Genomic DNA, 13,426 nt, shown 5'->3' on the forward strand with positions numbered 1-13,426 from the left:
TGGCCGCGGCCGTATGGGAATGGACGCAATAGGCGCAGCCGTTGGCGGTGGAGACGGCGAGATAGACCATCTCCTTCACCAAGGGGTCGAGCGCGCCCGGCGCCATCACCACCTGCAACCGCTCCCATGTGGCCTTCAGTAGTGTCGGATCGGCAGCCAAGGCCCGCCAGAAGTTGTTGACGTAATCCGTCTGCCGCTTGGCCCGGATATGGTCGAAAACGGCAAGGGCCTCCGCCCCCGCCGCCTCATCCGACAAAAGTGGAACCGTCGCCATCAGACCAGCGCCAGCACGCGCGCGGGGCCGCCCGTCCCATCCTTGTGCTTCGGAGCGCCGACCATCACAGTGCCCCCGGCGGCAGGCAGGCCGTCGAGGTTGTTCAGGTTCTCGATCCCGTACCGCCCGCCCGGCAGCCAGCTGAAATGCACCGCGAAGTCGGCGGAATTGCCGGGGTCGAGCGACAGGGTATCCACCCCGATGCAAGCCACGTTCAGCCCGGCTAGCATGTCCGTCGCGGCCTTGGAAAAGCCGGGGAAGGCGAACTTTCCGTCCGGCGTGTTGCGGTACAAAGGATCACCCACCTTCGCCGCCCAGCCCGAATTCATCGCCACACAAGCCCCGGCCGGAATCTCGCCATTGGCGGAAACCCAAGCCTCGATATCCGCCGGTTCCACCATCGCATTCGCGTCCTCTGCCGCCTTCGCCTTAATGTCGACGACGCACAGCGGGCAGACGAGGCTTTCGGGCGGGAGTTCAGCCACAGAAGTACCGTCCTCGGTGAAGTGCAGCGGCGCGTCGACATGCGTGCCGGTGTGTTCGAAGATCGTCAGCTTCCAAAGCTGATAGCCCGCATCCGCAAACTTCACCGCCGGTTCAAAAATGATCCCCGGATTGCCGTCAAAGGTCGGGAACACCCCGTCATAAGTGTGGGTCAGGTCCACCACTTTCGACGCCTGGGCCATCGCGGGCCTCGCGGACATCAGCCCCGCGGCGCCCGCGACAAGCCCGACGGCGCCCGCGGACCGGAACAAGTCGCGGCGGCTCAGCATTCCCTGCTTCACGTTTTCAATCACACAGGCGTGGCACATGGCAGTCTCCCTGTTTGCGGACCGTCAGAGCGGCCCCATGATTTTCTGATTGAATCCGAATACCTTGCGGTCCCCGGCATAGGGCACGAGCCGCACCTCGCGGGTCTGGCCCGGCTCGAAGCGTATCGCCGTGCCCGCCGCGATGTCGAGCCTTTTGCCGCGCGCCGCGTCACGGTCAAAGGACAGCCCCGGATTGGTCTCGGCGAAGTGGTAGTGGCTGCCGACCTGCACCGGCCTGTCGCCGGTGTTGGCCACCATAAGCACCGTGACCTCCGCGCCTTCGTTCAGCACGATGTCGCCGGGTGCTGGAAAAATCTCGCCGGGGATCATTTGCGCGCCCTGATGGCCGCGAGCACCCTGCGGCCGAACACACCCACAGCAATCAGTGCCCCAAGCGCTGCCACGGCGAGCCAGCCATATTCGATCCCATGCGGGTGAAGATGCAGCCCCTCATGAGCCGATGCGGGGGCGGCAAGCAGCAGGGCGGGAAACAGGATGCGGGTCATGGGTCAGCCCTCTCTGATCGGGTGATGAACGGTGACAAGCTTGGTGCCGTCGGGGAACGTCGCCTCGACCTGCACCGAATGGATCATCTCGGGCACGCCGGGCATGCATTGGTCGGCGGTGATCACCTGGGCACCCGCCTCCATCAAGTCGGCGACACGGCGGCCATCCCGGGCGCCTTCCACGACATAGTCGGTGATAAGCGCAATCGCCTCGGGGTGGTTCAGCTTGACACCACGGGCCAGACGGCCGCGGGCCACCATCGCGGCGAGGCTGACCAGAAGCTTGTCCTTCTCGCGGGGGGTCAGGTTCATCCTCTCTCCTTCACATCTGCCAGACACGCGGCAACGGCGCGCCCCGGCGCAAGACCGCAAGGCATCGCGCGATCTGTCGGCGCATCGGCCAGCCGTCGACCGCCAGCATCCGCAGCATCAGGCGGCCCTCCGGCGCCGAGGCGGCAGCCATGACACCGGGTTCGTCCAGCGCGCGGCGGACCGGCTCCAAAAGATCAGCCGCCCCCCGCCCGACCATGGCGATCGAGGCGATTGCCCGCGCGCCACCAAGGCCCGCCGCACCGGCCTGCAATGCGGCAGCGGTCAACTGCAGCGGCTCCAGCATCAGGGGGCGGCCCGCCTGACGGATCTCGCGGATATCGCGCATCGCGATCCGGCTGACGCGTTCCCCCATCGCCGCGCGTCCAAGGACCAGGCTTTCCAGCATCAGGCACCCTGCCCCCGGCGCCAGATCAATCACCGTCCGGCGATCCAGGCGGCTGTCATCGAAGAGGATCGTCTCCTGCGGCAGCCAGTCGAGCCAGCCCCCTGCCCCGACCTCTGCCGTGACCTTCACCCGCGCAGCGCCGGCGGATGATCTGTAGACCCGCTCGGCCGTCTGCGTCGTGGCGGTGGCCTCGACCCCTGGGCCCAGATCAACCGAGTAGGCCAGCTGATCCCCTCCCGTCAGCCCGCCCGATGTGTTCAGGAACACGATCTCAGGTGAGCCGCCGCGACCATGTGCGCCATACGGCAGGATGCATTTGGCAGACCCTTGCTGGCGCAGCCCTACGATCCGCAGCCCGGTCGCGCCCTGTGCCAGAGCGACCGAGGCTTCGCCCCGGCTGCGTTGCATCGGTTCAGGGATCGCTGCTGCGTACATGCTTCCAGGCCTTCACGCGAAGGCTGCGGCGACCGGCCCATACGGTTCAACACGCGATACGGCGTGCATCGGCGTTGCCGCATCGAAGGCTTGGTGCACGCCTATTCAATTGGCGCTTTGCTTAATTTCTGATCGCAAGAAGAACAGGGCCGGAAGAGGCCGATCGGCCTCCAACAGGCCTGGAACAAAAGCGCAAGGGCCGCCGAAGCGGCCCCTTGGTTCGGGCTTGGCCAGCAAGTGGCTCAGTTGTCGATGATATAGCCCAGTTCGCCGTGAGTTGAGACGTCCAGGCCCCGCGCTTCGTCTGCCGGGTTGACGCGCATCGCCATCACGCCGCTCAGCAGCCTGACGATCATATAGGTGACCACAATCGTCCAGCAGAGGCAGATGACCAGTGACCCCACCTGCGCAAAGACCGGCGCTGCACCGAACGCTGCCAAAAGCAGGATACCCAGGCTGCCGCCCACGCAATGGACCGCGAAGACGTCAAGCGAGTCGTCGATATCCAGCCGCATCCGGATCAGCCGCATCGCTTCCTGGCACAGTATACCCGCCAGACCGCCGCTGATCAGCGCAAAGACCGGATGGGTGTAACCCGCCGTCGGCGTAGCCGTGGCAAGGCCCGCGACCGCGCCGGTCATCAGGCCCACCAGCGTGAACTTGCCCGTCTTGAGGCTTTCCCACATGCACCAGGTCGCAGCGCCAGCGGTGGCGGCAATATGGGTCACTACCATCGCCGAGGCTGCAGAACCGTTCGACGCAAGTGCTGATCCGCCGTTGAACCCGAACCAGCCGATCCACAGCATCGCGGCACCAATCGCCACATAGCCCGGGTTGTGCGGCAGTTGTGTGCGATCCTCGCGCGGACCGATCATGACGGCCAGGACAAGGGCCGCCGACCCCGCTGTTCCGTGCACCACGATCCCGCCGGCGAAGTCGCGGACGCCCGTCGCGCCGAAGATGCCTCCGTCACCCAGGAACCCGCCGCCCCAGACCCAATAGGCGACCGGGCAGAATACAACCAGTACCCAGATTGCCGAAAAGATCAGGACGAAGGCAAAGCGCACCCGCTCGACGAAAGCGCCGATGATCAGAGCGGGCGTGATGATCGCGAAGGACATCTGGAACAGGAAGAACAGGTTCTCGGGGATCGTGCCTCGCAGGGTGTCCTGCCCGATCCCGTTCAGGAAGACCTTGCCGAGCCCACCCCAGATCGCATTGCCGTCACCGAACGCTATCGAGTATCCGACTGCAAACCAGACCAGCGACACCGTTATGGTGATCGCAAAGCACTGCAGAAAGATCGAAACGACATTCGAAGCCCTGACCAGCCCGCCGTAAAAAAGGGCGAGCCCCGGCAGGGTCATGAACAGCACCAGAACTGTCGAAATCATCAACCAGGCGGTATCTGCACCGACCATTTTTCACTCCATCAACAGGTTAGCGACACCACGAGACCCGATGTCGCGACAGACCAGCAAAGCGATGGCCACTACGCCAATCATACCCGTCAATCTTTGCGACTCCATGCACAATCTGTCATCGTAAAGAAGTGAACTGATGACCAATTCAAGGCGGTTTTGCGGCGGATTGCCTGCGATGATCAGAGCTGTTCAGAATGACAAACTATAGGTTTTTCAAGATTTTGAAAGATCGAGCATTTCGGGCGCATTACGACCCAAGCACAATCTTAGATTGTGCGAAATGCACGCCAATCGCCTTATGAGATTCCTTGACCGTTTCTCTGAACACGCAATTCTTCTCAACAGCTCTTGCGAACTCATGGCAATGAGACCGTCACAAATGAACAGCCCCATCTGGATAGATGCTCCAAGACCGGCCCGCTCGCACCGAGTAGAAGCGCCAGAAGCCCTTCGGAACCTGATCTGGCCGACATTGAGTTCGCCATCATCAAGTAACCTTGCACCGCGCCCCTCAGCGATGAGCAGTGAGTTTCCCTGGAGGCATGCGCGATTTGGCGCGACGCATTCTTGATGCCGCATGGCATGACATCTAGCCGGATCGGCTTTGAAGGGCAGGCAACGGACTACCGAAAGCAGGGCGAGCGGTCAACCGTGGGGGGAGTTCGTCCGCCCCGCAGACATGGGTCGGGGGGTCGGCAAAGCTACAGATCCCCACGATCGTGGCGCCTGGGTGCCCGCCAGAGATGTCCGTCGGAAGGCACCACACGAGCTCTCCCCCGTCCATCCGCGCGAATGCCAGCGCAACGGTGGCGGTCGCAGAAGGATCACGACGATCGTCGAGGTCATGGCGGTCGTCGACTTGTTGGTCTGGACAATCGCGGCGACAAGCGTCCAGCCAAGCGCCCCGGTCGTGAGCACCAAAGCCACGCCAAGCTTCATGGCCAAGATCGCAGGGTCAGAAGGTCAAATGCGCCACCCATGGCACCGCATCGATCAACACCACCAGAAAGGCGAGCCACAGCAGCGTCAGCGCGGCCCCCATCGCGGCCCAGGCGGACAGGGTACCGAAGGCGAAAATCTCCAGGTCATCAGGATAGGCGCCGATGGCGAGGAAGCGCAGGCCTACCCCTCCTGCCCCAGAAACTCCAGCACCATGGCCGCCGTCCATGTGAAACGCCCGCCGCCCAGGGGTTCGTCTGTCTGTGGATCGCAATGCTCAGCGAAGCCGCTTTCGCGGATCAGATCGAGGCTTGAGGCGGTGATGCGGGCGGCCGCATCTGCCTGACCGGCCCGCGCCAGTAGCGCTTGCCGTCATAGCGGGGGTCTTCCGGGCTGTGGCTGCCAACGCGATACCGGGTGCCGTGGCGGTCGATGCTGGCAGCGATGGCCGCCGCCCGGGATGCCGGAATGGCGGAAAAGGCCGCCAGCAGCCCGCCGACCGAGGCGCTGTCGATCAGCCCGCCCGTGATCCGGTCGCGGCAGAGATACTGGCGGTAGCGGTCCGACCACAGGCTTTCCATCGCCGCCTGACCCTTGGCGGCAAAGCCCCGGTTTTCGGCGGCCAAAGCGTCCTCTCCCAAGGCTTCGGCCAGATCGGCCAGATCGGTGCAGGCGCGCAGAAGGATGGCGTTGAAGCCGGGGTCCACCACCTGAAACGGCGAGGCGTCGTGCAGTCTAGTCGGGTCCCGGTTCAGGCTCCGGAAGTGCTCCACCAGCCAGAGATAGCGGTCGTACTGAGCTTTTGTCGGGCGATGGGAGGGGTCGGCATGCTGGGTATCGCGGCGAGTGTAGGGGGTGACGCCTTCTGTCGGCACACTCTCGAACGGGGTTTCCCAGTCGATGGAGCCGTCGCGCGGGCCACGGCGACGCGCTGGCGCTGGCCGCCGGAAAGCTGGCCCGAGTAGCGCTTCAGAAGCTGCTCGATGTGCATGAGTTCGGCGGTACGGTTCACCCGGCGCTCCACCTCGGCCTGCGGGAGTTTCTTCATCCGCAGGCCGAAGGCGATGTTCTCGAACACCGTCAGATGCGGGAAGACGGCGTAGTTCTGGACCACCATGGCGATGCCCCGTTCCCGCGCGGGCAACTGCTCCACCCGGCGTCCGCCGATCCAGACCTCGCCCGCGCTGGGGGTTTCCAGCCGAGCGATGATGCGCAGAAGCGTAGTCTTGCAGCAGCCGGATGCGCCGAGGAGCACCATGAATTCCTGATCCGCGATGGCCAGGTCCACCGAATGCAGCGCCGTGAACGCCCCGAAGCCTTTGCCGACCCCTTTGATGTCGATAACAGCCACATGTCCCCCAAACGGTTCGCGATGCCCCACATCGCAAACAGTCGAACCCGATCACGCTCAGCTGCCCCGTCATCGAACGCGAAAGCCGCTCCGCCTCTTGCAGCACGGCAAGGGCCAGCCAGTCGAACATCGCCAGCACGGCAGTCGGGCGCGGCGAGCCGGCCTGAAGGTCGTGGATCACCTTCGTACACCGCGTGCTGTCGTACCGGGGTGAGGTGACGACGCTCAGCGTCACCGCCGGGTCGTCCCGCCGTTCGATGGCGCGCAGCAGGCCTTCCGTCCGGTGCAGCCGGAACGTCATCAGCTCTTCGATGGTCAGGAGGGCAAAGCGCCGGTGACCCGGCGCGTAAGCATGCCGAACGCCTCGCAAAAGGCGTTAACGGAATCCGTATCAACCCAGTCATGCGGCGCCGTTCCGGTCGCCACCCGCCCGTGGGTGACAAACGTAAACCCCACCCTGATCAGGAAATCGACCCGCGGGCCTACCTCGTAGGTCCCTGCAGGGTTTAGCCCGTCGGCACGTCGCGAAGCGACGATGTTGCGGATGACCGGCAGTTCCGACTGGCCTTCGGACATCGCGGCCAGGAACAGATTGATGCCTTCCCGCCCCAGCCCCTGGCCCAGGCCCGACAGAAACTCGTCGAGATAGCTGTCCTCGCGGCCATATCCCGGATCGGTCAGCACCAGCCCGGCAAAGCCGTTGTTGCGTTTGCCGACGAGGTTCTGCAACAGATCGTTCCCGGGCTGCCTTCCGAACGGGCGAAATGAGCGGACATTCACCAATCGCCCGCTTCTTTCGGCGAAGCCTTGCCGGGTGGGTCTTGCCACCGTCATCCGTGCTTCAAGCCCGCCGGGCATACGCTACAACTTGAAAGAGAAAGTCTTTCTCCCAACGGCGTCAGCATGCGTCGGGTATCATGGACCAGGTCATGGCTGACACGGCAGCACCTCGAGACAGCCAAGGCGCGGGGTTGGCGCATCTGTCGACCGGCCGGGCGCGGGCGGCGCTTTGGGGCGTGGCGTGGAGCTTTGTGAACATCGCCGTCTCGACGCTTCTGGCGGCGATCGTGTTTCTGGTCACCTCGCGCATCCTTGGCCCCGAGGATTTCGGAGCGGTCGCTTTCGCGGCCTCGGTCATCACGTTTGTCGCCGTCCTGATCCCGGGGGCCTTCGGCGAGGCGCTGGTCCAGCGGGCAGAGCTGCGTCAGGACCACCTCGACACGCTGTTCTGGATCGTCCTTGGCTTTGCTTTGGCGGGCTACGGCCTGCTGCTTGCCTTGTCGTCCTGGATCGCGGGGTGGAGCGACTTTCCCCTCCTCGAGACGATTCTCCCGATCCTCGGGCTGCGGCTGATCTTCGATGCTCTTCTGACAGTGCCTGCATCGCTGATCGTGCGGCGGATGCAGTTCCGGTCGGTGGCCATCAGGACTGCCGTCGCAAACGGCATCGGTGCGGTCGTGTGTCTGGCCATGGTGCTGACGGGCTATGCGCTTTGGGCGCTGGTCATGTCGCAGGTGATCACCTCGCTGACCGGCATGATCGTGGCCTTTGCCGCCGCGGGTTGGCGGCCGGGCTGGCAGATCCGCTGGCAATCCTTCCGCGAGCTTCTGGGGTTTGGCGGCTACGCGATGGGCGGCAAGGTCCTTTACGAACTGCGGATGGATCAGTTCCTCCTGGGCGCGCTGCTGGGTCCGGCGGTCCTTGGCCTTTTCTATTTCGGCCGGCGGCTCTTCCAGATGCTGAAAGACCTGACGGTCGGGTGCTTCGCGCCGGTGTCGAGCGTGCTTCTGGCAAGCCTTCAGCATGAGGGCGACAAGCGTCGGAAGGCCTATCTTGCCGCGAGCTATACGTCGGCGGGCCTGGCTTTCCCAGTCTTCGCGGGGCTGATGGCGATTGCTCCGACGGCAGTGCCTTTGGCGTTCGGTGCGCAATGGACGGATGCGGTCTTCGCTGTCCAGTGCTTCTGTGTCATCGGTGTCATGGCCGGGCTTGGGCTTATGCAAGCCGCGCTGATCCGCAATCTTGGCCGGTCGGACTGGTGGTTCTGGTATCAGGCGGTGGTGCAGCTTTCGGCCATCCCGATCATCCTGATCTTCTACCGCTTCGGGCTTGATGCCGTGATGGCGGCCCTTGCCGTGCGGACCATCGTGATGTGGCCCACGTCGGTGCGGATGGCACAGCGGATGCTTGACATGCCGCTTTGGGACTATGTCCAAAGCCTGCGCGGACCGACGCTTGGCAGCCTTGCGATGGTGGCTTGGGTCCTGGTCCTGCCAAAGCTCTGGCCCGATCTTTCGCAAGGCGCGCTGCTTCTGACGCAGGTCGGCTCCGGCGCGGTGCTCTATGGGTTGGTCCTTGCCCTCACCTCGTTCGGTCGCCTGCGCGAAATCGCTGGCATGATCCGCCGTCCGAAAGGCAGGGCCCAATGAAATTGACCTACTTCAGGCACACCCCGTCAAACTTCGGCGACGAGCTGAACGCCATCATGTGGCACGAGCTTCTGCCCGAGGGGTTTCTGGATGAGGATGAGGGCGAGTTGTTCCTGGGTATCGGGTCGATCCTTTGGGACCATCTGCCGCGCGCACCGATGAAGCATGTGATGGGGTCGGGCTTTGGCGGGTATACCGCGCCGCCCGATGTGCATGACGGGTCGTGGAACGTGGTGTGGCTGCGCGGCCCGGTGACGGCCGAGCGGCTTGGTGTCGACCCTGGGCTTGCGATCTGCGATTCGGCCATTCTGCTCCGCGCCATGGCCTTGCCCCCGCCTGTTGCCGGGGCCGGGACGGTGTTCATGCCGCATTTTGAAAGTGCCACACGCGGCGACTGGGAGAGGGCCTGCGCGCTGGCGGGGATCGGCTATCTTGATCCGCGGGATGATGTCTTGGACCTTCTGGCCCGGATCCGCGGCGCGAAGCTGATGATCACCGAGGCGATGCATGGCGCCATCGTGGCCGACGCGCTGCGGGTGCCGTGGATCGGGATCGTGCCGTTCTTCCCCCAGCACCGCGCGAAGTGGGAGGACTGGGCGGGGTCGCTTGGTTTCGGCCTTCGGCCCGCAGTCCTTCCGCCGTCGAACCTGCTGGAGGCCTACACGCTAGTCACCGGCCAGCCCGGCAAGGGGCGGCGGTCGCGGGCTTTGTTCAAGGCGTGGCCTGCGGCTCCGGTCAATGCGGCGCTGGTGCATCGAGCGGCGGCCCGGTTGCGGCGTCTGACAGAGAGGGTCGAGCCGCAGCTTAGCCCGGACGCGGCGATTGCGCGGGCGACGGAGAGAAGCCTGGAGGCGCTGGACGCGTTCGTGCGGACTAGAACTTCCTCGCCTCAGGCCTTCGGTCGGCAAGAACGGCGATGAAGAGGAACGGCATCCTTACGGGAAGCGAGGGGTCTTGGCGTAGAAGCCGCCAGAAGCTTGCAAGCGGGGGTTTGCGGCCCCGCATCAGGGTGCGGAGGAAAATGAAGCTGTAGGCCCGGCGCGTCGTGCGGGCGCGGTCCCTGGCAAAGGCGGCGCGGCGCGGGGTCATGACGGGCATCCGCATCAGCTTTTTCGCGAAAAGAAGCTGGCAGCCGATGCGCTCCAGCGTGGCGGGTTCGTTCCAGTCGTAGGCCGAGAAGAAGACGTTGACACCCTTTCCGCAGCTTACATTGCAGCGCCACGAGATCGCGACGGGGGCGCCTGAAAGTGCCACGGTCAGCCAGAACATCCGGTCTTCGCTGGCGTTGCGGAGGTCGGTGTCGAAGCGCAGGCCCTTGATCCGGCTGGCGCGGAGGACCACGGTCGAGGTGTGGCTGAGGTAGTCGGTCACGAACTCATCATCCAGCGCATGGGGCGGGAAGCCCAGAACCGGGCCTTCGGGGTCAAGCGTGGTTGCCCGCCCCGCGAGCGCGCGGCCCTGGTCGTTCAGCAGAGCGACGTCTTCCGAGAAACGGGCGAAGGAGCCGTCGCGGCTGTTGTCGCAGCAGTAGAAGTCGTAGCCCTTGTCGAGGGCCTCCAGTGCGTCGGCGAGATGGGTCGGCAGCCAGATGTCGTCGGAATCGAGGAAGGCGATGAAGTCGACGTTGCCCTCGGCCATCTCAAGCCCGCGGTTCCGCGCGCCGCCGGGGCCGGCGTTGGTTTGACGGACGATTTCAAGGGTTATGCCGGGGGTCGTCTTCAGGCCGGCGAGTTCGGTTTCGGCGGGCAGGGGCGAGGCGTCGTCGATGACAAGGACGCGGAGGGTGGCTGAGGGGGGGACCTGCTGGGCCAGGATGCTTTCGACGGCGCGGCGAAGAATGCCGGGCTCGCGCTGGAAGTAGGGAATGACGATGGCGACCCTGGTCGGGTCCGTTTCGGGGGGCATCATTTCAGGCCGCGGACCGGTGCTGGACGGCGGTTTCGAGGATCGAAAGGAAGGTTGTGAACTGTCGTTCACTATCAAGCTCGGGCCTTAGCGAATAGGCCCGGGCGGCGGCTGAAGCCTTGGCATAGGCGGCGGGCTCTGACCACAGCGTGCGGACCGCCGCGACCCAATCGGCGAGCGGCGCTTCGTAGTCGAGCACCGTGCCGCCAGTGCCGATCGCCTCGGCCAGACCGCCGCGGGATGAGCCGACGACGGGAATGCCGCTGCAATGCGCCTCGGAGGCGACCCTGCCCCAGGCTTCCTCCCAGCGGCTGGGGGCCAGGAGGAGGCGGGTGCGTCGGAAGAGCGCCTTCATGTCTGGGGTGCGGTGTTCAAAGCGGATGTTCGGCAGGTCGGCGATCCGCCGGTGAAGGTCGTCACGCTGTTCAGGCGAAAGGAGCCAGCTTTCGACGAAGAGGAACGGGATCTCGGGGCAGGCGGTGGCGATTTCGATGGCGCGGTCAAGGCCCTTGGCGGGAACCGGGCCTATGAAGGTGACGAAGTTGCCCTCGGGCTTGGTCTCATAAAGGCTGCGGTCGATGATGGGGGGGATGACGGTTGTGTCGATCCCGAAGGCCTCGGCGTAGCGGCGGGCGGTGAAGGATGAGTTGGCGATGAAGCGGGCGTTGGGAAGGTCACGCGGATCGCCACCAAGCTCGTCGAATTCGACGTTGCGGAGGTAGATGACCAGCGGCACGCCGGCGGCGGCGAAGGCCTGGCCGATGGGGACGGTCCGGTGGCACTGGACGACCGCGACGTCTGGCCGGGCGGTCCGCAGCAATGCGCCGACCTGCCGTTCGGGGAACCAGGCGCGGTGGACGGGGTAGCCAAGCCCGGTGTCGGTGACAAAGCCCTGGCCCGACAGCTTCAGCTGCATCCGCGCGCGCAGACCGAACCAGCCCTCGCCGTAAAGCGGCGCGAGAACGGAGGGCGTGTGCCCTCGCGCCGACAAGGCGGTCGCAAGGTGGTGTGTGCTGCTTTGCACCCCGCCGGTCGCCTGGGGCGGATAGCCGTTGCCGCCTGCGAAGACGACATTCAGGGCGCGCGTGGCGGTCACGATCTGACAAGCCCTGCAAGGCGGCCGAAGCCGAAGCCTTGCGGTCCGGAAGGGCGCCGTTCGGCGGTGTAGCGGTTGATCCAGTCCTCGGTCAGGGCGGACCGTGCCCGGCGCTTGGTCGGAGTGGTCACGTTGGCCAGCTCTTCCTCTCCGACGGCGCCGTCCTGCTTGGCCTCTTGCCCGGCGATCCGGACGCCGGTCTGCCGGGCGACGGCGTAAGAGATCGCCACCCCAAGAAGGCCGGTGCCGGCCATGGCGTGGCCCAGCATATGGCTGCCGCAGCGCGGCGTAGATGCGATCAGGACCGTCGTCTGGGGCCACAACACGGGCGGCTGGTCGAGCTCGTCGGAGAACTGCTTTTGATAGAGTATCATCGGGCGGCCTTCTGCTGACGGTGCTTGCGGGCGGTTCTGGAAACACGCTGACCGCCGGGCGGCCCTTCTTTACAACGCTGTTTGGTGCCAGCCGGGCGGGGAATCAACACAACGTCCAAGCGCGGCGGAACGGCAGGCCTTCGTCGTACTATCTAAAAACCATACGACAAAGGCGTTGTCACAAGCCGTTGTGAACGATGCTGCGGTGCAGCGGCGATTCTCTGCCTGTTGCGCCGGATCGGTAGGCATAAGCACGCTTTCCGCCTGTAACATAAGCACTGCCCCGGTTGCCGGACGATCGGAACGCTGATCTAACCTTCGATTGAGTGAAAGATCATCCAAAGCTGCTAATACGTGAAAAAGGACGAGTAACCAGAGACGATCAAGTCCTCCACAAGACAACTGGTCGACAGAGAGAGGGTATTCGATGGGACTCCGCATGCCACCTGTATTACAGGCGAACCCTTTTGCCGGAACTGCTGACGGATTTGTCGACGACGCCAGGCATTCTGCACCAAATTCCGCTGCTGGCAGCTACCCTGCCGACTCGGTCGGTGGTGTGGGCAAACGCGCGCTGGACTTCGGCCTTGCGCTGACGGCGCTTGTGCTTCTGATGCCGCTGATGCTTGGCGTCGCCCTGATGGTGAAGCTGACCAGCCGCGGCCCGGTGTTTTTCGGACATGAGCGGATCGGCTTTGCCGGGCGTCGGTTCCGGTGCTGGAAGTTCCGCACGATGGTCGTCGATGGCGACCGGGTGCTGGAAGAGCATTTCCGCAGATTCCCGAGCGAGCGGGCCGTCTGGCTGGCCGAACGCAAGCTTTGCAACGATCCGCGGATCACACCCCTTGGCGCGGTGCTTCGCAAGCTTAGCGTCGATGAGCTGCCGCAGCTTTTCAACATCCTCATGGGCCAGATGAGCCTGGTCGGGCCGCGCCCGGTGGTGGCTGACGAGCTGGGGAACTACCAGCAATCGGCCGGCCACTATCTGCGGACGCGGCCGGGTCTGACGGGTCTTTGGCAGGTCAGCGGCCGCAATGACGCGTGCTACCGCAAGCGGGTGGCGCTGGACCGGGTCTACGTCCGGCGGTGGTCGATGCTGCTGGATCTGTCGATCATGCTGAAAACAGTTCCTGCGGTGCTTAGCTCTCGTGGGGCGCGGTAGA

The 13,426-nt window shown here is 64.7% G+C and carries 16 protein-coding genes and 2 pseudogenes; 3 read left to right on the forward strand and 15 right to left on the reverse strand.

Translation table 11 applies throughout. The features are described 5' to 3' along the window. The 12 genes and pseudogenes from ACRCSW_RS13970 to ACRCSW_RS14025 all read right to left on the reverse strand — a co-directional run. Window positions 1-274: carboxymuconolactone decarboxylase family protein (locus ACRCSW_RS13970; protein ID WP_438706002.1), on the reverse strand; the 274-nt coding region annotated here is incomplete at its 3' end. After that, window positions 274-1,086, reverse strand: coding sequence for a cyclase family protein (locus tag ACRCSW_RS13975; RefSeq protein WP_438706004.1), 813 nt, complete (start codon window positions 1,084-1,086; stop codon window positions 274-276). The genes ACRCSW_RS13975 and ACRCSW_RS13970, both read right to left, overlap by 1 nt. A gap of 24 nt (window positions 1,087-1,110) precedes the next feature. After that, the gene (locus ACRCSW_RS13980) at window positions 1,111-1,416 is read right to left on the reverse strand and encodes an urease subunit beta (RefSeq protein WP_438706005.1); all 306 of its coding nucleotides are present in this window, start codon (window positions 1,414-1,416) and stop codon (window positions 1,111-1,113) included. Next, entirely contained in the window at window positions 1,413-1,592 is a 180-nt protein-coding gene (locus ACRCSW_RS13985) for a hypothetical protein (protein ID WP_438706007.1), read from the reverse strand. Before ACRCSW_RS13985 ends, ACRCSW_RS13980 begins: the two co-directional genes overlap by 4 nt. Before the next feature lie 3 nt (window positions 1,593-1,595). Continuing rightward, entirely contained in the window at window positions 1,596-1,904 is a 309-nt protein-coding gene (locus ACRCSW_RS13990) for an urease subunit gamma (protein WP_438706009.1), read from the reverse strand. A 10-nt stretch (window positions 1,905-1,914) separates the two neighbouring features. Continuing rightward, window positions 1,915-2,745: an urease accessory protein UreD gene (locus tag ACRCSW_RS13995; RefSeq protein WP_438706011.1), complete on the reverse strand. Its 831-nt coding sequence runs from the start codon at window positions 2,743-2,745 to the stop codon at window positions 1,915-1,917. 242 nt (window positions 2,746-2,987) lie between these two features. Then, window positions 2,988-4,166 (reverse strand): ammonium transporter, encoded by a 1,179-nt coding sequence (locus tag ACRCSW_RS14000; RefSeq protein ID WP_438706013.1) that lies wholly within the window; start codon window positions 4,164-4,166, stop codon window positions 2,988-2,990. A 958-nt stretch (window positions 4,167-5,124) separates the two neighbouring features. Further along, window positions 5,125-5,337, reverse strand: coding sequence for a hypothetical protein (locus tag ACRCSW_RS14005; RefSeq protein WP_438706015.1), 213 nt, complete (start codon window positions 5,335-5,337; stop codon window positions 5,125-5,127). Continuing rightward, a pseudogene (locus tag ACRCSW_RS14010) lies at window positions 5,292-5,962 on the reverse strand (MGH1-like glycoside hydrolase domain-containing protein); the annotation flags it as partial. The pseudogene ACRCSW_RS14010 and the gene ACRCSW_RS14005, both read right to left, overlap by 46 nt. Then, window positions 5,860-6,366: an ATP-binding cassette domain-containing protein gene (locus tag ACRCSW_RS14015; protein WP_438706077.1), complete on the reverse strand. Its 507-nt coding sequence runs from the start codon at window positions 6,364-6,366 to the stop codon at window positions 5,860-5,862. The gene ACRCSW_RS14015 and the pseudogene ACRCSW_RS14010, both read right to left, overlap by 103 nt. A gap of 193 nt (window positions 6,367-6,559) precedes the next feature. Next, window positions 6,560-6,760 (reverse strand): annotated as a pseudogene (locus ACRCSW_RS14020) (hypothetical protein); the annotation flags it as partial. A gap of 14 nt (window positions 6,761-6,774) precedes the next feature. Next, the gene (locus ACRCSW_RS14025; RefSeq protein WP_438706016.1) at window positions 6,775-7,188 is read right to left on the reverse strand and encodes a hypothetical protein; all 414 of its coding nucleotides are present in this window, start codon (window positions 7,186-7,188) and stop codon (window positions 6,775-6,777) included. A gap of 200 nt (window positions 7,189-7,388) precedes the next feature. On the opposite strand from ACRCSW_RS14025, the gene ACRCSW_RS14030 reads away from it, so the two are divergent. Both ACRCSW_RS14030 and ACRCSW_RS14035 read left to right on the forward strand, forming a co-directional pair. Next, window positions 7,389-8,888 carry a lipopolysaccharide biosynthesis protein gene (locus tag ACRCSW_RS14030; RefSeq protein ID WP_438706018.1) on the forward strand — a complete coding sequence of 500 codons (1,500 nt, stop codon included), beginning with the start codon at window positions 7,389-7,391 and terminating at the stop codon, window positions 8,886-8,888. After that, window positions 8,885-9,808 (forward strand): polysaccharide pyruvyl transferase family protein, encoded by a 924-nt coding sequence (locus tag ACRCSW_RS14035; protein ID WP_438706020.1) that lies wholly within the window; start codon window positions 8,885-8,887, stop codon window positions 9,806-9,808. Before ACRCSW_RS14030 ends, ACRCSW_RS14035 begins: the two co-directional genes overlap by 4 nt. On the opposite strand, the gene ACRCSW_RS14040 is transcribed toward ACRCSW_RS14035, so the two are convergent. The 3 genes from ACRCSW_RS14040 to ACRCSW_RS14050 are packed head-to-tail and all read right to left on the reverse strand — an operon-like array spanning window position 9,762 to window position 12,263. Beyond that, window positions 9,762-10,796, reverse strand: a complete 1,035-nt coding sequence (locus tag ACRCSW_RS14040; protein ID WP_438706021.1) for a glycosyltransferase family A protein — start codon at window positions 10,794-10,796, stop codon at window positions 9,762-9,764. The two genes, ACRCSW_RS14035 and ACRCSW_RS14040, sit on opposite strands and share 47 nt — an antisense overlap. A 1-nt stretch (window position 10,797) precedes the next feature. Continuing rightward, entirely contained in the window at window positions 10,798-11,889 is a 1,092-nt protein-coding gene (locus ACRCSW_RS14045; protein ID WP_438706022.1) for a glycosyltransferase, read from the reverse strand. Next, the gene (locus ACRCSW_RS14050; protein WP_438706024.1) at window positions 11,886-12,263 is read right to left on the reverse strand and encodes a hypothetical protein; all 378 of its coding nucleotides are present in this window, start codon (window positions 12,261-12,263) and stop codon (window positions 11,886-11,888) included. The genes ACRCSW_RS14045 and ACRCSW_RS14050 overlap by 4 nt, the downstream gene beginning before the upstream one ends. 439 nt (window positions 12,264-12,702) lie before the next feature. Here ACRCSW_RS14050 and ACRCSW_RS14055 point away from each other — a divergent pair, with 439 nt between their 5' ends. After that, complete coding sequence (locus ACRCSW_RS14055; protein WP_438706026.1) at window positions 12,703-13,425, forward strand: sugar transferase; 723 nt, start codon at window positions 12,703-12,705, stop codon at window positions 13,423-13,425. The last annotated feature ends 1 nt before the right edge of the window (window position 13,426 follow it).

Origin of the sequence: Tabrizicola sp. (assembly GCF_051645465.1) — a bacterium.
In the GTDB taxonomy this organism is placed as follows: Bacteria; Pseudomonadota; Alphaproteobacteria; order Rhodobacterales; family Rhodobacteraceae; genus Tabrizicola.